Here is a 19,226-nt window from a genome sequence, read left to right as displayed (position 1 = left end):
CTTCAACACATGTTTCCAAACAGCACAAAAAAGACGCCGTTTCAATTGACGTCTTTTTATTCACCATCAGAAATTACACCGACAATCTTTTTTTCTCTAATCGGACCAAAGTGCCGGCTGTCGAAGCTGTATATGCGATTATCTCCAACGACAAAATATTGTCCTTTCGGCACCTTGCTTGTTCCCGTCACATCTTTCAAGCTAAAATCACCCGTTACATGGCTTCCGGCAGAAACAGATTTCAAATGCTTTAAAAATGGTTCAGCAACCTGCTTTCCGTTCACATACAGCTGATCATCTTTATATTTGATCGATTCACCGGGCAATCCGATTACCCGCTTAATCAGCACTTTTTGATCAGGGCCTTTAAAAAGGACAATATCAAAACGATGGATGGTTTTAAATCGATGTGAGTATTTATTGACCAGCAGTTCGTTTCCTTCCTGAAAGGTCGGGTTCATACTGACGCCCTCTACCTTGTAATCAATAAAGACGGCATTTTTCACCTGGATGGCGAGAACGACGGACACTACACCGGCAAGAAACCAAAACCGTTTTTTCATGTTACTGCCTCCCTCCATCATGCTCACGCTGACTGGCTCTCACATGCAGGTACCGCTCTACCTTTTTGCCGACATACCATAGGATAATGATCACCAATGCAGCAATGACCGTTCGAATCGGCTGTGTAATCAGTGCGTGCAGATCATACCCGATGAAGCTGATCATAAAAATCATGACAAGCTTCCCCGAGGCAGCCGCCAAAATAAACGGCCGCGTTCCGATCCTCGACAAACCGGCAACAACATTCACCGCGGCTGACGGTGTAAACGGAAAACAAAGCAGAAGAAACACAGGACCAAAGCCGTGCCTCTCCACCCATAACATCAGCTTTCTGACCGAAGGGTGACTGCGGATAAAACCAAGCAATCTTCTCTGTCCGTATTGACGGACAATCAAAAACACGAGAATAGATCCAGCAGTTGATCCCGCCCAAGACAAGATAAATCCTTCCCACAGGCCAAATGAGTTGGTATTCGCCACCACAAATACGACCAGCGGCAAAAACGGCAGAAATGCTTCAACTAAAGGCAGCAGCACAGCAATGAGCGGACCGAAAGCCCTATAGCTTTGAAAGAATTCAGTTACATGTTCTTGTGTAAAATAGGATAAAAAATGCTCCAACATTTATACTCCTTACCGGGTTTGTCTATCCTTATTCTACACATTATCAGCAGAAAACTAAAAAGTTTTGGCGATTTTTTCTGTCTTGAAACATTTCACCAGCCGATATAGAATAAACATAGAACAAACGTTCCTATGAGAAAGAAGGAGTCAACATGCCGAATCTGCAGGAGGAAATATACGATTTAATTGAACGGGCTCTCTTTTTGCCCATGGCCATTACGATTTTCAATCGTGATCTTGCCGTAATTGAACAAAGCCCATTAAAATTGAAGCATCCTTATAAACAGCTTATCAGCGAATCATTAAAAATAGCACAAAAGGATTTGATGGAGGTCAGAAAAGAGCTGAGAAAAAGAAAAATTGCGATCCACGAGGCGGAACGCGATGAGGCTTTTACGCTTTATGTATTTGTGTTTGATGGTTATGAAGAAAAGCACCGCTATTTTAACCCGCGCATCCGGGAGCAGGTCAGCGAATTATTAACATTCTATTTATTTGCACCGGACAGGCCATGAGTCTTTTGAATCATTCTGAACTCTCCCAATACTGCCCGCTCCCACTTCGGGCGATTTTAACAATAAATTTCAGACAATTCACACTATACAAACAAAATAAATTTATTTATAATTCGAACCACAACCTTTCACCCCAAATAGTGACATGTGCCACCATATCTGCGACATCATTTTCAGTTCGCTTAAGCTTGCACACCCCAATCATAAAAGAGAAGGAGGATACTATGAAGCTGATTCACGTTCTCGCCGCTTTGCCCTTTATCGGAATCTTACTCGGGACCCCTTTTGCAAATAAAGTGACTCCCTATGTGTTCGGAATGCCGTTTATTCTTGCCTATATCGTAATGTGGGCTCTTTTGACCTCTGCGATAATGGCGATTGTGTATGTCCTCGATAACGAAAATAAAAAGGAGGAAGCAGAATGAACACAGCTCTCATCATTATTTTCGGCGTCCTGCTTTTGAGTATTTTTCTCGGCATACGCGCCCAAAAAGGAAAAGACATGAACCTTGAGCAGTGGACGGTCGGAGGCCGCGGCTTCGGAACCGTATTCGTGTTCTTATTGATGGCAGGCGAAATTTATACCACATTTACGTTTCTCGGCGGAAGCGGCTGGGCCTACGGGAAAGGCGGACCGGCCTTTTACATCATCGCCTACGGATGCTTGGCTTACATTCTTTCTTATTGGCTCCTGCCGGCGGTTTGGACGTACGCGAAACAGCATAAGCTGATGTCACAGTCTGATTTTTTCACCAAAAAATATAACAGTCCGCTGCTTGGCGTGCTCGTTTCACTGGTTGGCATTGCCGCGCTCATTCCGTATCTTGTACTGCAGCTGAAAGGTCTCGGGCTGATTGTATCGGAAACATCGTACGGCAAAATCTCTCCGACTGCTGCCATCTGGATCGGCGCCATTTCGATCACGGTTTACGTTATGGTATCCGGCATTCACGGGTCTGCCTGGATATCGGTTGTGAAAGACATCATGATTTTGGTTGTCGTTCTGTTTTTAGGTGTGTATTTGCCAATTCATTACTACGGCGGATTTCAAGACATGTTTCAGCAGATTGAAACGGCAAAGCCGGGCTTTCTTACGCTTCCTGAATCGGGGCAAAGTGCGGCCTGGTTCAGTTCAACCGTGCTCTTGACAGCACTTGGGTTTTACATGTGGCCTCATACGTTTTCCGCTTCGTATTCAGCCGAAAACCCAAAAGTCTTTCGCAAAAATGCCATTATCATGCCTTTATACCAGCTGATCCTGCTCTTCGTCCTTTTCGTCGGCTTTGCGGCTATCCTGCAAGTTCCTGGTCTGAAAGGCGCAGACGGAGACCTATCGCTTTTGAGACTGTCTCTGCAAACATTTGACCCTTGGTTTGTCGGAGTTATCGGCGCCGCCGGACTGCTGACAGCACTTGTGCCGGGTTCTATGATCTTAATGTCCGCCTCCACACTGTTTGCGAAAAATGTGTACAAAGTGTTCGCACCCCGCACGACAGAACAGCAAGTATCTGTGCTTGCCAAGTTTTTAGTGCCGGTGATCGCGCTGATTTCGGTGTACTTTACCTTTAAAGGCGGGAATACCATCGTTACGCTGTTATTGATGGGCTACAGCCTTGTCACACAATTATTTCCGGCCCTGCTGTTCAGCCTGTTCAAGCATAATATGGTGACGAAGCAGGGAGCGTTCGCAGGCATCATTTCAGGTGTCGGAGCAGTTTCTTATATTACATTGACGGAAACGACGATCGGCAGTTTATTTCCCGTGCTGCCTCAAGCCGCAAAAGACTTAAATGTCGGCATAGTCGCCCTGCTTTTGAATATTACGGTCATGGTAGCTGTAAGCTTTGCGACAAGAAAAGCGAAAAGTGTTGCGGCTCAGGCGGCATAAAATCATAAAAAAGCAATCTGGACATCAGATTGCTTTTTCTTATTTAACGTTCGCAGGCGATATAATCTTTGTCGCGGTCTTTCTTTTTATTGGCATCATAAAGCGCCTTAGAGACATAAGGCTTATACTTCGTTTTTCCGCCTTTGTTTTTGACCTTCGACGTGCGGGCCACCCCGCCTTTGTATACTTTGTTTAACTCCTTGCAATTCTTATAGACCTTCACCTTTGTTTTGGCTTCCGCTACATGGTCAGCTCCGTATGAAAAACCGAAAACGAGACCGAGTGACAGCAAAACCGCAGGCGCTTTTTTCATGACATTACACTCCCCTCATATCCAATATTTAGTTGTTTTATAGCTGGATATTATCATAAATCATACAACCTTATTTTACAAGATAAATATGGAAGAAGAGTTAGTTATTCTTTCTTTCATCGTTCAATCTGCCAAAACATGTTTTTCTCCATATGCTCAGGGGTACACATACGAATGTAAACCAAACCAAAAAGGAGCGTTGATGATGTCTGATTCAAACCTTACGAATCCTGTAACAGCATTTTTTCATGATGAATTTCCCGAACAATATCAAGAACCGCCAGGCCTGCAAAAGAATATGAAGCCTGTCCCTGATTGCGGAGAAAAAAGCTACAAAGGATCAGATAAATTAATCGGCCGTAAAGCGCTTGTCACAGGCGGCGATTCCGGTATTGGCCGCGCTGCCGCGATTGCTTACGCCAGGGAAGGCGCCGACGTGGCTATTAACTACTTGCCTGAGGAGCAGCCTGATGCTGAAGAGGTGAAAGAACTGATAGAAGCAGAAGGGCGAAAAGCAGTGCTGCTCCCCGGAGACTTGAGCGACGAATCCTTTTGCCAAGATCTAGTCAAACAGGCGCATCAGGAACTCGGCGGACTTGATGTGTTAGCGCTGGTTGCAGGTAAACAGCAAGCGGTCGAAAACATCGAAGACCTGCCGACTGAACAAATCTATAAAACATTTGAAGTGAACGTCTTTTCCCTTTACTGGGTTGTAAAAGCGGCACTTCCGTATTTGCCGGAGGGCGCCTCAATCATCACTACTACCTCAGTTGAAGGCTATAATCCAAGTCCGATGCTGTTGGATTACGCAGCGACGAAAAACGCCATTATCGGCTTTACCGTAGGACTGGGAAAACAGCTAGCTTCCAAAGGCATCAGAGTGAATTCAGTTGCACCTGGGCCAATTTGGACACCACTGCAAATTTCCGGTGGACAGCCGACGGAAAACATCCCGAAATTCGGCCAAGGCACCCCGCCCGCTCCATTAAACCGCGCTGGGCAGCCAGTAGAATTGGCAGATGTTTATGTATTCTTAGCTTCAGAGAATTCAAGCTATGTGACATCTCAGGTATATGGCATCACCGGCGGAATTCCGACGGCCTAAAGCAGGAGAAGGAGCTGCCCTGTTTGGTCAGCTCCTTTCTCTTTCTAATACCGCTCCCCGAGCTCACGCAAAATAAAATCATAAATCATCTTCGTACGCTCTTCCTTCGGATACAGCATAAATTCTTGCCGTTTCGGCACGCGGTGTTCGATTCTATCTTGGAATTTAGTTCTTAGCCATGCTGTCCGGTATACCTGGTTCTCGAACGAATTATAGGAGATCGGCAACTCCATCGTTTTCCCATTCGAAAACGTCACTTCCGTATCGTCGAATTCAGTCGGTTTGAATTCTTTCACATGCACATGGGAAATCCAGCCGCATTGGGGTCTTGTCGAAGAAAGTGTAGGGAATAAAAAGATTTGATTCGAAGGGTCCACCATGATCGGCGGTTTGTGTGAAATTTTTGTTACTTCATAAGTTCCAGCTTTTCTTCCCGCATAGCTTGATCCGAAAAACCGGCAGCTTCTGTCGACAATTTGCAGCGGTTTCATGCTGACGTAAAACTCGCAGTCTTTTTCGATAATTTTGGAACAAAATTTGCCGTTGATTTCTTCAGGCAGCACGGCAATTGTTGCGCTGTTCACTTCATACGATTCTAATGGTACGTCTGTTTTCTGACTCATGTTAGGGCCTCCATCCTTTTTCTGCAAAATTTATACTAATAATCTATCATCTGTTTTTATAAAACGACAGTTTTTTTTAACAAATAAGTTAAAATCATCTTTTAATGATATTTAACGGTACTAAATTACTAGTAATAACCCGGTTTTACACTCGTATAATCTTCCGGTTGACGGCATTTTGCAGGATATGTCGATAGATTGCCAAGCATTAGTTGTCTAAAAATTATAAAAATTAATTGATTTTTTCGACCGTTATCCATATACTATAAAAAAGGCATTGGGGGGATTCTTTATGAAAGAGAAAAAATCTTACACTGAGCTCATGAAGTCCCGCAACACGCAAAAAACAAAAGAATTTGATGTCACAATGACGGATGTCTACATTCAAATGGTGCTCGATGAATCCTTGTATAAGCGTCGGCTGGCCATGCTGACGGACCAAATCAACAAAGCCTTGGACGAAAAAGATAAAGCTGCGTTTCTTACGCTCTCTAAAGAATATGCAACGCTCAAACAGAGCGAATAAGCCAATCCTCAAGGATTGGCTTTTTATTACCCATTCACAATTGTTCCGCCATTGACGTGAATCGTCTGTCCTGTGACATAAGTAGAATCGTCACTGGCAAGGTATAAATAGCTTGGCGCCACTTCTACCGGCTGTCCCGGGCGTTCCATCGGCACGTCTGAACCAAACACTTCCACATCCTCTGCCGCAAAGCTGGCCGGGATAAGCGGTGTCCAAATGGGGCCTGGCGCCACTGCATTAACACGTATGCCCTGCTGAACAAGCGACTGGGAAAGCGACCTTGTAAACGTAACGATCGCGCCTTTTGTCGCTGAATAATCGATCAGCGTTTTATGGCCTTTATAGGCGGTAATTGATGCAGTATTAATGATAGAGCTTCCCTTTTTTAAATGAGGCAGCACAGCCTTTGTTAAGTAAAACATGGAGAAAATGTTCGTTTGGAAGGTTCTGATCAGCTGGTGGCTTGTAATTTTTTCAATGCTGGGCTGGACATGCTGCTCAGCTGCATTGTTGACCAATATATCAATCGACGGAAACGCTTGGCTTGCCTGCATGACCACATCGTTACAAAACGCTTCATCTCCGATATCTCCTGCAATCAGCAGGCATTTTACTCCTTCCTTTTCTACATACTGCTTAGTCTCCTCAGCGTCCTGATGCTCATTCAAATACACAATGACCACATTAGCCCCTTCTTTTGCGAATAACACCGATACAGCGCGTCCGATTCCGCTGTCTCCTCCAGTAATGATAGCGGTTTTGCCCTCTAATTTTTTCGCTATCTTCGGCTTATCAAAAACCGGACGGGGATCCATAAGATATTCAAAACCTGGCTGCTGGTTCTGATGCTGAGGCGGCAATGTTTTCTTTTTTTGATTCGCCAATGAAATCACTCCTTTTCAACCCTATTATGTTATGAACAATCCCTGCCTCCTATGTATGAAAAGAAAAAATATGGAAAAATTAAAGAATAAATCTGATTGGAGGTATCATGGCTTGGCTAATCCATATTTTGCAAAGGAAGCACCTGAAACATACTGGAAAACATCAACTGACCTGCCTTCTTTTCCGGCGCTTCAAGAGGATACTGAATGTGACGTCACCATTATCGGAGGCGGGATTACGGGAATCACAACGGCGTATGAACTCACGAAAAGAGGCTTCCGTGTCGTATTGATTGAAGCAAATCAGGTTCTCAACGGCACCACTGCCCATACAACAGCTAAAATAACCGCCCAGCATGACATGATATACGATGAATTTATCCGCAATTTTGGTTTGAATCACGCGAGGCTTTATTATGAAGCCAATCAAAACGCAATTGATTACATAAAAGGAATTGTGGATGAGCATCAAATTGATTGTGAATGGATCGAACAAGACGCTTATCTATACACAGCAAAAGAAAACGCTGTACAAAAAATCCGCACTGAACATGAGGCATACACAAAGCTTGGCATTGAAAGAGACCTTATCAAGGATCTTGCGATTCCCGTAGGTTCTAAGCTGGCGCTTGTCATGAAAAATCAAGCCCAATTTCATCCGCTGCAATACTTAAAGGCGCTTCTGGAGCAGATTGTTCAAAAAGGCGGACGGATTTATGAAGAGACCGTTGCGCTTGATATCAAAAAAGGAGAAAGGCCAGAAGTGGTAACAAAAAGCCGGCACGCCATTAAGAGCCGCTTTATCATATGCTGCTCCCACTTCCCTTTTTACGACGGAGGCGGATTATATGCTACGAGAATGTACTCTGACAGATCTTATGTCCTCGCCATCAAGCCGAAGATCGAATATCCCGAGGGCATGTATGTAAGTATCGATCAGCCGTCAGTGGCGCTCCGCTATACGGTTGTAAACGGTGAAAAGCTGATTCTCTTCAGCGGAGTAAGCCATAAAACAGGCCAGGGAGAAGACATGTCTACACATTATGAAACACTGAGACAGCTGGCCGAAAGCACCATCGGCATCGAAAGCATCCCATATTACTGGTCTACCCAGGATCTCGTCACAATCGACAAAATCCCATTTATCGGGCCGATGTCGGAAAATGAGGACAATATTCTAGTAGCGACCGGGTTCAAAAAATGGGGCATGACGTCATCAGGGGTTGCCGCCACACTATTATCAGACCTTGTAGAGAGAAAAGATAATCCATACGAAAGCATATTTACGCCGTCCCGTTTCCATCTGAACCCAGGACTGCAGAAAGTGATTTCTTACAATGCCGATGTCGCCAAACATTTTATTAAAGGAAAACTTGAAAAGCCTGACGTTCAGTTTGAAGACATTGCGCCGGGAGAAGGGAAAGCAGTCACCGTAAACGGCAAACGCGCGGGGGCTTTTCGGGATGAAAAAGGCTGTCTCCATCTCGTCGATACGACGTGCACCCATTTAGGCTGTGAGGTCGAGTGGAACGACGGCGAGCATACGTGGGACTGTCCTTGCCACGGATCACGGTTTAAGCCAACCGGCGAAGTTGTGGAGGGACCGGCCATCAAACCATTAAAACAAATAGACCTCGATTAAACCGTTCATTTTAATGAACGGTTTTTTGATTATTTTTCATCTGCATCTTCATTCATGCTTCTCTTGGCCGATAAAAAAGAAAAAGGCTTAAAAAGCCAAAAAATGAAAATTATATTTTTCCCAAGGGGGATCATTGTATTGTTATTTAAAAAAGATAGAAAACAAGAAACAGCTTACTTTTCTGATTCAAACGGACAACAAAAAAACCGTATTCAGCTCACAAACCAATATGCAGATGTCAAAAAACAGCTCAAAATGGTCAGACTAGGAGATGCCGAGCTTTACGTTTTAGAGCAGCTTCAGCCATTAATCCAAGAAAATATCGTATACATCGTCGATGCGTTTTATAAAAACCTTGACCATGAAAGCTCATTGATGGATATCATTCATGATCACAGCTCAGTTGACCGCTTAAAACAAACGTTAAAACGGCATATTCAGGAAATGTTTGCAGGCGTTATCGATGACGAATTCATTGAAAGGCGAAACAGGATCGCCTCCATTCATTTAAGAATCGGCCTTCTGCCAAAATGGTATATGGGCGCGTTTCAAGAATTGCTACTGTCAATGATTCATATTTATGAAACATCTATTACAAATCACCAAGAACTGCTGAAAGCCATCAAAGCGACAACTAAAATCTTGAACCTAGAACAACAGCTGGTCCTTGAAGCGTTTCAAAGCGAGTACAACCAGACCCGTGATGAACAAGAGGAAAAGAAAAACCTTCTTCATCAGAAAATTCAAGAAACCTCTGGATCGATTGCCAATCTATTTTCAGAAACGAGCAGATCTGTTCAAGAGCTTGTGGACAAATCTGAAGGCATTTCCGAAGCATCCAAAGCTGGCACAGTGACATCCAGCACTGTTGAAGAAAAGTCGATCGGCGGGAAAAAGGAGCTTGAAAATCAGCAAAAACAGATGAATAAAATTGACACAAGCCTTGTCCAAATCGAAAAAGAAATGGTCAAGTTGGATGAAATCGCACAGCAAATTGAAAAAATCTTCGGCATCGTCACAGGCATTGCTGAACAAACAAACCTTCTCTCGCTCAATGCTTCGATTGAATCTGCCCGCGCCGGCGAACACGGAAAGGGCTTCGCCGTAGTGGCAAATGAAGTACGGAAGCTTTCTGAAGACACGAAAAAAACCGTCTCTACCGTGTCTGAGCTTGTGAACAATACGAATACACAAATCAACATCGTATCCAAGCATATCAAAGACGTGAATGGGCTAGTCAGCGAGAGTAAAGAAAAAATGACGCAAATTAACCGCTTATTCGATGAAATTGTCCACAGCATGAAAGTCAGCAAAGAGCAATCAGGCAAAATCGACGTTGATTTGCAGGCCTTCCTTGGAGGGCTTCAGGAAGTCAGCCGCGCTGTTTCTCATGTGGCCGCATCTGTTGATTCACTTGTCATCCTGACAGAAGAATAAATATTAAAAGCCGGTCTGCCAAGCAGCCGGTTTTTTCACGCCATTATGTTAACTCAAATTAAAAATAAGTTTACATAATAAAAGACTGGATTTATTGTATAACCATATTTTATTACTGTTTGGAGGATTTCACATGCTGAGATTAATAGACATGATGCATATTGCCATTTTCACCGCGCTGATGGCCGTGTTGGGTTTTATGCCCCCTCTCTTCTTATCCTTTACACCCGTTCCGATTACATTACAAACGCTTGGTGTCATGCTGGCAGGCAGCATCCTCAGGCCTAAGTCTGCTTTCTTAAGCCAGCTTGTCTTTTTGCTGCTCGTCGCCTTTGGAGCGCCGCTTTTGCCAGGAGGACGAGGCGGGATTGGCGTTTTTTTCGGACCGAGCGCTGGCTTTTTAATCGCTTATCCCCTCGCCTCATGGATGATCAGTTTAGCCGCTTCCAGACTGCGAAAGGTGTCTGTATTGCGTCTCTTTTTCACTCATATCATATTCGGCATCATCTTAATTTATCTGCTCGGTATACCCGTACAAGCTTTTATGATGCATATTGATTTGTCACAGGCCGCGTTCATGAGCCTTGCGTATGTGCCTGGTGATTTATTAAAAGCGGCTGTATCTGCGTTCCTGGCGATAAAAGTCACCCAAGCCTTGTCGCTTTCGGATACGATGTTTACGAAAGGAGGCTGACACTACATGACAATTACTCATACCTATTCATCTACCGCCGAAACATCACCCGGTCGTGTGGCGATCCAAACTGAATCGGAGCAAATTACGTACCGGGGACAGATAGTAGGACACCTGTTGTATTGTTGGATCACTGTATGTCAGATATTTCTGAAGCATCCGCCGCTCCCTTGCCTACCATTAATTCGGAGCACCCTTTTTATATGGGGTTTACGTCAGGCTCGACAGGAAAACCGAAGGCCTTCACACGATCTCACCGCTCTTGGATGGAGAGCTTTACCTGTACGAAAACAGATTTTTCAATTTCATCAGATGATAAGGTTCTGATTCCCGGGGCATTAATGTCCTCTCACTTCCTATATGGGGCTGTCAGCACCTTGTTTCTCGGAGGAACCGTTTGTCTGTTGAAGAAGTTTTCACCTGTTCAAACGAAGGAATGGCTGAGCCGTCAATCTGTCAGCGTTCTCTATACCGTACCTACGATGACAGAAGCCCTCACCCGTATAAAAGCCTTTCCCGACAATCCTGTCAAAATCATTTCATCGGGTGCAGACTGGCCGGCAGAATCTAAACAGAAGCTCGCCGCTATATGGCCTCATCTCAAGCTATACGATTTTTACGGCACGTCAGAGCTTAGCTTTGTGACATATTCCACTCCGGAAGACAGCAAACGAAAGCCGCATTCAGCCGGCCGCCCGTTTCACAACGTCCAGATTGAAATCCGTAATGCTGCCGGGGAACGCTGTCAGCCTGGGGAAATTGGAAAAATATTTGTCAAAAGCCCAATGAGGTTTTCCGGCTATGTCAACGGCAGCGTACCAGATGAATCAGGGTGGATAACAGTGGACGATATGGGCTGTGTCGATGAGGATGGCTTCTTATACCTATCAGGAAGAGAAAACGGGATGATCGTATACGGAGGATTAAATATTTTCCCAGAAGAGGTTGAACGTGTGCTTCTCTCCTGTCCAGAGATTGAAAACGCGGCTGTCGTCGGAATCCCAAACGAGTATTGGGGAGAAATTGCCGTGGCTGTCATTCATGGAAACACTGATGCCAGAAAGCTGAAAGCCTGGTGCAAACAGAAGCTGGCATCCTACAAAATCCCGAAAAAATGGGTATTTACTGACTCCTTGCCAGAAACGAGCAGCGGAAAAATTGCCCGTTCGAGTGTGAGGAAATGGCTAGAAGAAGGTGAAGTATAACTTGAATGCGGTTATTGTTGATGCAAAGCGAACGATCTTTGGAAAACAAAATGGGCTGCTGAAGCCCTTTCTGCCGGAGGATTTGGCGGCTTCCATCATAAGCTGTCTCACCCGAAAGCTAGGGAATCAAATTGATGAGGTGATTCTCGGAAACGCGACCGGCAGAGGCGGCAACCTCGCCAGGCTGTCAGCTCTGCAAGCCGGACTGCCTTTAACGGTTCCCGGAATGACAATTGACAGACAGTGCGGCTCCGGCCTTGAAGCTGTGCGCTATGCCTGCAGTCTCATTCAAGCCGGAGCCGGCACGATGTACATAGCGGGCGGCTCAGAAAGCAGCAGCCGATCGCCTTTTTCAGAACGCGCCCGTTTTTCTCCAGATGTGATAGGTGATCCCGACATGGGCATCGCAGCCGAATATACGGCTGCACGCTATTCCATCAGCAGAAGCATGCAGGATGAATACGCGATTCTCAGCTATCAACGCAGCAGAAACGCGCATGATAGTGGATTTTACCGTGAAGAAATTGTTCCCCTCGGAGAATTGGTGATGGACGAAGCATTTTTGAAAAAGCGGCCGATAGAAGCGATTATTTCCCGTGCAAAGCCGGTTTTCGACACCAGTTCCGGAACGGTTACAGCAGCCAACAGCAGCGGCATATCAGACGGAGCGGCCGCTCTCCTGGTATTAGAAGAGAAAAAAGCGGCATCTCTCGGCTATAAGCCAGTGCTCCGGTTTATCGGCAGCGCTGTCAGCGGGATTCATCCGAACTATCCGCCCGCGGCACCGGTTGATGCGATCCGTAAGGTCTTAGCCGCACATGATGTAACACCTGATGATATCGGCTTATTTGAGATCAATGAACCCTTTGCCGTCAAAATTTGTGTCTGCTCGCAAGAACTTGGCATCCCCTTTTCAAAAATCAATGTGCGCGGCGGCGCATTAACTCTAGGCCATCCGTACGGCGCATCGGGTGCAGCTCTGGTAACCAGATTGTTTTATGAAGCGCAAAGACGGACAGACTGTCAATATGCCGTTGCGGCCATCGGAAGCGGCGGCGGAATCGGACTGGCTTTATTATTTGAAGTTCTTGCATAGGCTTTTTCATAGGATGCGTGCTGTTGATTTAGTATAATAGCGATATGACCAAAGTCAGGAAGGGGATTTTATGACAGCCGTTTGCTTAGTAAGACATGGAGAAACCGATTGGAATCTGCAGCAAAAATGCCAAGGCAAAACCGATATCCCGCTGAACGCCACAGGTGAACGCCAAGCAAGAGAAACCGGAGAATATGTAAAGGATTTCTCTTGGGATATTATTGTGACGAGTCCGCTGAAAAGAGCGAAAAGAACCGCGGAAATCATAAATGAATACCTGCATCTTCCCATTGTCGAGATGGATGATTTCAGGGAACGCGATTATGGCGATGCGGAGGGCATGCTGCTGGAAGAACGGACAAAGCACTACCCGGATAAAAACTATCCGAATATGGAAACGCTGGAAGAACTCACTGACAGGCTGATGGGCGGTTTGGTAAAAGTGAATCAGGCGTATCCAAACAAAAAGGTGCTGATCGTCGCTCACGGCGCAGCGATTCACGCACTGTTGACGGAAATTTCCGGGGGTGACCCAGAGCTGCAAAGCACGCGCCTCGTCAACGCCTGCCTAAGCAACATAGAATTCGCAGAAGAGAAATGGCGAATTAAAGACTATAATATCAACAGCCACTTATCCAGCTTTATCAAATAAGAAAAAGACAGGCGTTCGCCTGTCTTCAGGCTGTCGAGAAAATCTCGACAGCTTTTATTTTCCCTTAAAATATCCATTCTCCTGTAATAAAATAAAAGAAAGACTTCAAAAGGACGGTGTCTTTCTTATGTTCCACACAAGAAATTCTTCTCAAAACGCAGCCGAATTTGTTCTTCTCGACCAACTTGTCGAATAGGATCACCTACTTCGAAAAATTGATAAATACATAGACTTCTCTTTCATCATTGAAAAGGTTAAACCTTATTATAGTGAAAACAAAGGACGCCCCTCACTTGATCCGCTGATTTTATTCAAAATGATGTTTATCGGATACCTCTATGGTATTATGACAGTGAACAAGACCGTTACATTTGCCCGAACCAGCAGGTACTTACATACTCAACAACTGACCGAAAAGGCTACCGGTCATATAAATTAAATCCTGAAACCTGTTCCGCATGTCCATTGCTTGCGCAATGCACAAGATCAAAGAACCGCCAGAAAGTCATCACCCGGCATGTATGGGAGGACCACAAAGAAAAGGTCAGACAAAATCGCTTATCTGTTTCAGGAAAAACCCTCTATAAAAAAAGAAAAGAAAAAATAGAGCGAAGCTTTGCAGATTCAAAACAGCTGCATGGGCTTCGCTATTGCAGGTTGAGGGGAAAACGGAATGTGAGCGAACAAGTTCTCCTCACAGCCGCATGCCAGAACATGAAGAAGATTGCCACATACCTAGCCAAGCAGGGCTAGGTATGTGGGAGCTCTTTTTCTGTTTTTGAAATCAGCCGAATATCCAAAAAAACAGCGTAAAACAAAAAAAGCTTGTAGAAAAACATCGTTTTCTCTACAAGCTGAAGACAGGCGTTCGCCTGTCTTTTCTTTTATTTCTTCTTAGCCGGCATCTCTTTCTGAAGCTCATCCAAAATGGCATTCGCTCCGTCCACACTGCGGCGCAGAGACCACACCGTACGGTCCACGTGGTACACATGTCCGTTTTTCACTGCCTTCAGCTTCTTCCAAAGTATATTCTTTTCGATTGGGCGTTTACCGTCCGCATCGATGTCATCTGTTTTTCCTGTCATCAGGATAATCACATCCGGATCTGTTTTCAGCAGCTGCTCAAGTGTCATTTTCATGTTCACTGAGTCGCCGCCATTGCTTGATTCACTGTTTTCTGTCGTGCTGATCGCATATCGATAGCCGGCCTGTGTTAAAAGTCTTGATGTAAAGAAATTTTCATCTCTTGCCATAATCGTATCATTTGTATTTCCAATCAGAAGGACGGACTGGGTGTTAGCGCTGATTTTCTGCTTTGTCTCGCTAAGTTTTTCTTCATGTGCCGTCAGCTTTTTCTCCATTTCCTTCTCCTTGCCGACTGCTTTTGCAATCGTAAGTGAAGCGTCAATTGTATCCTGATAATCAGCATTTAAATTATTTAGCGCAATCGTCGGCGCAATTTTTTTCAGCTGATCGTATACTTTCTTATGACGGGTCGTGTCAGCAATAATTAAATCGGGTTTTAATGAAGCGATTTTTTCCATGCTTGGCTGTGAGCGAGTGCCGACAGATGTGTAGCCGTCAATTTTCTTCAGCACATCCTTGTTGATCAGCTGCTTCGCTTTATTATCATCGGCAACCCCGACAGGCGTAATGCCGAGATCAAGCAGTGTGTCGATAAAACCAAGCTCAAGAACAACAACCCGCTTAGGATGCTTAGGCACATTGGTCTTCCCTACATCATGTGTTACCGCCACTTTATTTTCTTTGCTGTTTTGATTGCCGCTTGAAGACGAGCAAGCCGTTAAAACAGAAAGAAGCAAAACTGTAAGAATAATCAGTGTTTTCTTCATATGTTCCAGTCTCTCCTGTATGTAGGTAGTTTCTAAGATTAAGGTGTCCAAAAGATAGTATAACACAGAATGAGAATCATTATCACTAATTATGATTAAAATGAGAAGAGAATGTTCAATATACGGGAACGGTTCATAACAGCCATACTTTCAAGTGACACGGAATCATTGGATAAACTCCTGGCTGATGACATTATCTTTATGTGTATTGGATCAGCACATCAGAATCTTAAATCACCCCATTTGAAGGTGAGTTTACTCAACATTAGAATGGCAAATTGTTTCAGGACACAGCGGTACAGCAGCTTCACATCATGTACACAAAAAAGCTTGCAGAAAAACATAGCTTTCTCTGCAAGCAGATCCTGTTAAAGCTTCACAATGACTCTTCCTTGAATGCGATTTTGCAAAATATCGTTTAACGCAGCCGGCGCTTCTGCCAATGGTACTTCCCTGTCCACGATAGTCAGCAGCTGATCGGGCTTGAGATCAGAAGACATGCGCTCCCAAACAGCGGCTCTGACATCCATCGGACAGTACACTGAATCGATTCCGAGCAGGCTGACCCCGCGAAGGATAAATGGATAAACTGTTGCAGGAACTTCTCCCCCGCCCGTTAAGCCGCTCACCGCGACAGCTCCGCCATATTGTATTTTGCTTAAAAGCGAGGCAAGCTGTTTTCCGCCGACAGGATCAACCGCTCCCTGCCAATGCTGCTTGGACAGCGCCTTAAGCGATCCGTCATAAACCTCTTCCCTGCTGATCACTTTGCTTGCACCGAGCTGCTTCAAAAAATCAGCCGCATCCCGGTTTCCGGTGCTTGCCATCACATCATAGCCCCGCTTGTTCAGCATCGATACCGCAATTCCGCCGACACCGCCGGTTGCTCCTGTGACTAGCACGCTCCCTTTTTCTGGAGACAGGCCGTTCTGTTCAAGACGATGCACCGATAACGCCGCAGTAAATCCAGCCGTTCCGTACGCCATCGCTTCTTTTAGTGTAAGATTCGCTGGCAGAGGCACCAGCCAGTCACCAGGCACTGAAGCATATTGACTTAATCCGCCATCGCGGGAGACACCAAGCTCATAGCTTGTCGCAATTACCTCATCCCCCTCGGCAAAGCGCGAATCATTCGAAGAGACAACCGTACCCGCAGCATCAATACCCAAAATAAGCGGATACTCTCTGACGATATTGCCGTCTGCTTTTCCGGCCAGACCATCTTTATAATTGATGCCGGAATAAGCGATTTTAATCAGGACACCGTCTTTCGGCAAATCCTCTGTTGACATGGTTTTCACATGGACTGAAACATCATCGGCATGTTTCTCTGCCAGCAATGCTTGAAATAACGTTGACATTCGTCACACTCCTTTTCGTTTCTATCGTAACCGAAGAATGTTCAAAAAACCAAATCATCAAGCTTCAATTTTACTTCGCCGGCACATTGAGACGATAATGGACAAATGCAGTTTCCTCTTCATAGCCGTTTTGCTCATATAAGCTCCTTGCCGTCCGGTTGTGGTGTTCCGTCTGAAGCAATAAACGGTTTTGCCCCGTTTTCCGCAGCAAAATCCTTTGCGGCAGACAGCAGCTGCCCGCCGGCTCCCTTTGTCCGCGCATGAGGAGCGACGAATAAGTCATTTAATATGTAAATTCTTTTCATAGACACAGAAGAAAACGTGGGATAGAGCTGGGTAAAGCCTATGAATTCTCCATTTTCTTCTGCTATCAAAATCATAGACTCGTCATTTTCCAGACGCGCTTTCAAAAAAGCCTCTGCCCCTTTCAGATCGGACGCCTGCTTATAAAATTCCCGATACTGGTTAAACAGCGGCGCAATAGCTGTTGCATCTGATAGCTTTGCTTGGCGAATGTTCATCTCATTTCTTCCTTCCTCTCTATAGTCATTATATTCTAACTTTTATAGTCCCTTTTACAGAATACTTTTATCAGCATGCATAGAAAAAATATCACGATAATATCCATCGTTCTCTCCAAAATAAACGCAGGTCATTTGAAGGATTTTTTTCGACAGGAATTTGCCGGGACTCAGGAGCATTTGACCTGAAAAACCATGACTTTTCAGCATAATGAACATTTACTCATGTCTATTTTCGTTCTTTTCTGTATAAAATTAGTGACTTGGAGTTATTACAGAAATAGCGAGAGATGATATACCTAAATAGAGATGAAATCATCGCGAAAAAATGGGTCTACTAATATATTATTCCATCTATTACAATTAATTAACAGAATAGTCTTTAAATAAGTCTACTCTGAGTTTTTTAAAAGGGAGAGGGTAAAGAGTGAGAAGCAAAAAATTGTGGATCAGCTTGTTGTTTGCGTTAACGTTAATCTTTACGATGGCGTTCAGCAACATGTCTGCGCAGGCTGCCGGAAAAAGCAGTACAGACAAGAAGTATATTGTCGGATTTAAACAGACAATGAGTGCGATGAGTTCCGCTAAGAAAAAGGATGTTATTTCTGAGAAAGGCGGAAAGGTTCAAAAGCAGTTTAAGTATGTTAACGCAGCCGCAGCAACGTTGAATGAAAAAGCTGTAAAAGAATTAAAACAAGATCCGAGCGTTGCATATGTGGAAGAAGATCATATTGCACATGAATATGCGCAATCTGTTCCTTATGGCATTTCTCAAATTAAAGCGCCGGCTCTTCACTCTCAAGGCTACACAGGCTCTAACGTAAAAGTAGCTGTTATCGACAGCGGAATTGATTCTTCTCATCCTGACTTAAACGTTAAAGGCGGAGCAAGCTTCGTACCTTCTGAAACAAACCCATACCAGGACGGCAGCTCTCACGGCACGCATGTAGCCGGTACAATTGCCGCACTTAATAACACAATCGGTGTACTGGGCGTAGCGCCTAACGCATCGTTATATGCGGTAAAAGTTCTTGATTCATCAGGAAGCGGCCAATACAGCTGGATTATTAACGGCATTGAGTGGGCCATTTCCAACAATATGGATGTCATCAACTTGAGCCTTGGCGGACCTACTGGTTCTACAGCGCTGAAAACAGTCGTTGACAAAGCCGTCTCCAGCGGCATCGTTGTTGCCGCCGCTGCCGGAAACGAAGGTTCGTCCGGAAGCACAAGCACAGTCGGCTACCCTGCAAAATATCCTTCTACCATTGCGGTAGGTGCGGTAAACAGCAGCAACCAAAGAGCTTCATTCTCAAGCGCAGGTTCTGAGCTTGATGTGATGGCTCCTGGCGTATCCATCCAAAGCACACTTCCTGGAGGCACTTACGGCGCTTACAACGGAACGTCCATGGCGACTCCTCACGTTGCCGGAGCAGCAGCGTTAATTCTTTCTAAGCACCCGACTTGGACAAACGCGCAAGTCCGGGATCGTTTAGAAAGCACTGCAACATACCTTGGAAACTCTTTCTACTATGGAAAAGGGTTAATCAACGTACAAGCAGCTGCACAATAATATCAAAAAGAAGCAGGTCCTCCGGGACTGACCCCATAAGATGAGACAAATAAAAAACACCTTCAAGTTTGAAAACGGATGATTGTTATCCGAAATTAGACTTGGAGGTGTTTTTTCTATGAGGACAAGAGTGAGTTATTCGGTTGAAGT

At 44.9% G+C, this 19,226-nt stretch carries 19 protein-coding genes and 4 pseudogenes; 15 read left to right on the top strand and 8 right to left on the bottom strand.

Annotation, left to right across the window (positions count from 1 at the left end):
• Positions 1-56 precede the first annotated feature (56 nt).
• Positions 57-563 carry a signal peptidase I gene (gene lepB, locus Q3W56_RS03840; RefSeq protein ID WP_019713876.1) on the bottom strand — a complete coding sequence of 169 codons (507 nt, stop codon included), beginning with the start codon at positions 561-563 and terminating at the stop codon, positions 57-59.
• 1 nt (position 564) lies between these two features.
• Positions 565-1,188, bottom strand: a complete 624-nt coding sequence (locus Q3W56_RS03835; protein ID WP_032728123.1) for a TVP38/TMEM64 family protein — start codon at positions 1,186-1,188, stop codon at positions 565-567.
• Between the two features lie 152 nt (positions 1,189-1,340).
• On the opposite strand from Q3W56_RS03835, the gene Q3W56_RS03830 reads away from it, so the two are divergent.
• The 3 genes from Q3W56_RS03830 to Q3W56_RS03820 all read left to right on the top strand — a co-directional run bounded on the left by Q3W56_RS03830 (position 1,341) and on the right by Q3W56_RS03820 (position 3,591).
• Positions 1,341-1,703 (top strand): YhjD family protein, encoded by a 363-nt coding sequence (locus Q3W56_RS03830; protein ID WP_302894564.1) that lies wholly within the window; start codon positions 1,341-1,343, stop codon positions 1,701-1,703.
• Between the two features lie 224 nt (positions 1,704-1,927).
• The gene (locus tag Q3W56_RS03825; RefSeq protein WP_302894563.1) at positions 1,928-2,128 is read left to right on the top strand and encodes a DUF3311 domain-containing protein; all 201 of its coding nucleotides are present in this window, start codon (positions 1,928-1,930) and stop codon (positions 2,126-2,128) included.
• Positions 2,125-3,591 carry a sodium:solute symporter family protein gene (locus Q3W56_RS03820; protein ID WP_302894562.1) on the top strand — a complete coding sequence of 489 codons (1,467 nt, stop codon included), beginning with the start codon at positions 2,125-2,127 and terminating at the stop codon, positions 3,589-3,591. The genes Q3W56_RS03825 and Q3W56_RS03820 overlap by 4 nt, the downstream gene beginning before the upstream one ends.
• 43 nt (positions 3,592-3,634) lie before the next feature.
• On the opposite strand, the gene Q3W56_RS03815 is transcribed toward Q3W56_RS03820, so the two are convergent.
• Positions 3,635-3,904: an excalibur calcium-binding domain-containing protein gene (locus Q3W56_RS03815; protein ID WP_302894561.1), complete on the bottom strand. Its 270-nt coding sequence runs from the start codon at positions 3,902-3,904 to the stop codon at positions 3,635-3,637.
• A 205-nt stretch (positions 3,905-4,109) separates the two neighbouring features.
• Between Q3W56_RS03815 and Q3W56_RS03810 the strand changes: the two genes are divergently transcribed.
• Entirely contained in the window at positions 4,110-5,009 is a 900-nt protein-coding gene (locus tag Q3W56_RS03810) for an SDR family oxidoreductase (RefSeq protein WP_019713870.1), read from the top strand.
• 44 nt (positions 5,010-5,053) lie between these two features.
• On the opposite strand, the gene comK is transcribed toward Q3W56_RS03810, so the two are convergent.
• On the bottom strand, positions 5,054-5,632 hold the full coding sequence (gene comK / locus Q3W56_RS03805; protein ID WP_302894560.1) for a competence transcription factor ComK: 579 nt from the start codon (positions 5,630-5,632) through the stop codon (positions 5,054-5,056).
• Between the two features lie 292 nt (positions 5,633-5,924).
• Between comK and Q3W56_RS03800 the strand changes: the two genes are divergently transcribed.
• A complete protein-coding gene (locus Q3W56_RS03800) occupies positions 5,925-6,158 on the top strand; it encodes an IDEAL domain-containing protein (protein WP_019713868.1) in 234 nt (77 codons plus the stop codon).
• A 26-nt stretch (positions 6,159-6,184) separates the two neighbouring features.
• Here Q3W56_RS03800 and Q3W56_RS03795 read toward each other — a convergent pair whose 3' ends face one another.
• Complete coding sequence (locus tag Q3W56_RS03795; protein ID WP_019713867.1) at positions 6,185-7,042, bottom strand: SDR family oxidoreductase; 858 nt, start codon at positions 7,040-7,042, stop codon at positions 6,185-6,187.
• Between the two features lie 112 nt (positions 7,043-7,154).
• Here Q3W56_RS03795 and Q3W56_RS03790 point away from each other — a divergent pair, with 112 nt between their 5' ends.
• From Q3W56_RS03790 to Q3W56_RS21135, 9 genes and pseudogenes are all read left to right on the top strand, one after another.
• Complete coding sequence (locus Q3W56_RS03790) at positions 7,155-8,684, top strand: FAD-dependent oxidoreductase (RefSeq protein WP_302894559.1); 1,530 nt, start codon at positions 7,155-7,157, stop codon at positions 8,682-8,684.
• 54 nt (positions 8,685-8,738) lie between these two features.
• A pseudogene (locus tag Q3W56_RS21150) lies at positions 8,739-9,365 on the top strand (protoglobin domain-containing protein); the annotation flags it as partial.
• Positions 9,366-9,605: 240 nt separating this feature from the next.
• Positions 9,606-10,121, top strand: a complete 516-nt coding sequence (locus Q3W56_RS21145; RefSeq protein WP_371864110.1) for a methyl-accepting chemotaxis protein — start codon at positions 9,606-9,608, stop codon at positions 10,119-10,121.
• A 133-nt stretch (positions 10,122-10,254) separates the two neighbouring features.
• Positions 10,255-10,815: a biotin transporter BioY gene (locus tag Q3W56_RS03780; protein ID WP_268398540.1), complete on the top strand. Its 561-nt coding sequence runs from the start codon at positions 10,255-10,257 to the stop codon at positions 10,813-10,815.
• Between the two features lie 6 nt (positions 10,816-10,821).
• Positions 10,822-12,020: pseudogene (locus Q3W56_RS03775) on the top strand (AMP-binding protein).
• Between the two features lies 1 nt (position 12,021).
• Positions 12,022-13,116, top strand: a complete 1,095-nt coding sequence (locus Q3W56_RS03770; protein WP_302894557.1) for an acetyl-CoA C-acyltransferase — start codon at positions 12,022-12,024, stop codon at positions 13,114-13,116.
• A gap of 70 nt (positions 13,117-13,186) precedes the next feature.
• On the top strand, positions 13,187-13,768 hold the full coding sequence (gene phoE, locus Q3W56_RS03765) for a phosphatase PhoE (protein WP_302894556.1): 582 nt from the start codon (positions 13,187-13,189) through the stop codon (positions 13,766-13,768).
• A 214-nt stretch (positions 13,769-13,982) separates the two neighbouring features.
• Positions 13,983-14,207, top strand: a complete 225-nt coding sequence (locus Q3W56_RS21140; protein WP_483298519.1) for a transposase — start codon at positions 13,983-13,985, stop codon at positions 14,205-14,207.
• Positions 14,117-14,521 (top strand): annotated as a pseudogene (locus Q3W56_RS21135) (transposase); the annotation flags it as partial. The gene Q3W56_RS21140 and the pseudogene Q3W56_RS21135, both read left to right, overlap by 91 nt.
• Positions 14,522-14,652: 131 nt before the next feature.
• Here Q3W56_RS21135 and Q3W56_RS03755 read toward each other — a convergent pair.
• From Q3W56_RS03755 to Q3W56_RS03745, 3 genes and pseudogenes are all read right to left on the bottom strand, one after another.
• Positions 14,653-15,621 carry an ABC transporter substrate-binding protein gene (locus tag Q3W56_RS03755; RefSeq protein WP_302894555.1) on the bottom strand — a complete coding sequence of 323 codons (969 nt, stop codon included), beginning with the start codon at positions 15,619-15,621 and terminating at the stop codon, positions 14,653-14,655.
• 368 nt (positions 15,622-15,989) lie between these two features.
• Positions 15,990-16,982: an NADPH:quinone oxidoreductase family protein gene (locus Q3W56_RS03750; protein WP_302894554.1), complete on the bottom strand. Its 993-nt coding sequence runs from the start codon at positions 16,980-16,982 to the stop codon at positions 15,990-15,992.
• Positions 16,983-17,052: 70 nt separating this feature from the next.
• A pseudogene (locus Q3W56_RS03745) lies at positions 17,053-17,503 on the bottom strand (GNAT family N-acetyltransferase).
• A 427-nt stretch (positions 17,504-17,930) separates the two neighbouring features.
• On the opposite strand from Q3W56_RS03745, the gene aprE reads away from it, so the two are divergent.
• Positions 17,931-19,076, top strand: coding sequence for a subtilisin AprE (gene aprE, locus Q3W56_RS03740; protein WP_302894553.1), 1,146 nt, complete (start codon positions 17,931-17,933; stop codon positions 19,074-19,076).
• Positions 19,077-19,226 lie beyond the last annotated feature (150 nt).

It is taken from the genome of Bacillus sp. C28GYM-DRY-1, assembly GCF_030519405.1.
Taxonomy (GTDB): domain Bacteria; phylum Bacillota; class Bacilli; order Bacillales; family Bacillaceae; genus Bacillus; species Bacillus spizizenii_A.
This window is presented reverse-complemented; position numbering and strand designations above follow the sequence as displayed.

Bases quoted from the DNA above. Each gene is read 5' to 3' on its own strand.
- lepB (WP_019713876.1), bottom strand. From the start codon at position 563: ATGAAAAAACGGTTTTGGTTTCTTGCCGGTGTAGTGTCCGTCGTTCTC.
- Q3W56_RS03835 (WP_032728123.1), bottom strand. From the start codon at position 1,188: ATGTTGGAGCATTTTTTATCCTATTTTACACAAGAACATGTAACTGAA.
- Q3W56_RS03830 (WP_302894564.1), top strand. From the start codon at position 1,341: ATGCCGAATCTGCAGGAGGAAATATACGATTTAATTGAACGGGCTCTC.
- Q3W56_RS03825 (WP_302894563.1), top strand. From the start codon at position 1,928: ATGAAGCTGATTCACGTTCTCGCCGCTTTGCCCTTTATCGGAATCTTA.
- Q3W56_RS03820 (WP_302894562.1), top strand. From the start codon at position 2,125: ATGAACACAGCTCTCATCATTATTTTCGGCGTCCTGCTTTTGAGTATT.
- Q3W56_RS03815 (WP_302894561.1), bottom strand. From the start codon at position 3,904: ATGAAAAAAGCGCCTGCGGTTTTGCTGTCACTCGGTCTCGTTTTCGGT.
- Q3W56_RS03810 (WP_019713870.1), top strand. From the start codon at position 4,110: ATGTCTGATTCAAACCTTACGAATCCTGTAACAGCATTTTTTCATGAT.
- comK (WP_302894560.1), bottom strand. From the start codon at position 5,632: ATGAGTCAGAAAACAGACGTACCATTAGAATCGTATGAAGTGAACAGC.
- Q3W56_RS03800 (WP_019713868.1), top strand. From the start codon at position 5,925: ATGAAAGAGAAAAAATCTTACACTGAGCTCATGAAGTCCCGCAACACG.
- Q3W56_RS21145 (WP_371864110.1), top strand. From the start codon at position 9,606: ATGAATAAAATTGACACAAGCCTTGTCCAAATCGAAAAAGAAATGGTC.
- Q3W56_RS03780 (WP_268398540.1), top strand. From the start codon at position 10,255: ATGCTGAGATTAATAGACATGATGCATATTGCCATTTTCACCGCGCTG.
- phoE (WP_302894556.1), top strand. From the start codon at position 13,187: ATGACAGCCGTTTGCTTAGTAAGACATGGAGAAACCGATTGGAATCTG.
- Q3W56_RS03755 (WP_302894555.1), bottom strand. From the start codon at position 15,621: ATGAAGAAAACACTGATTATTCTTACAGTTTTGCTTCTTTCTGTTTTA.
- Q3W56_RS03750 (WP_302894554.1), bottom strand. From the start codon at position 16,982: ATGTCAACGTTATTTCAAGCATTGCTGGCAGAGAAACATGCCGATGAT.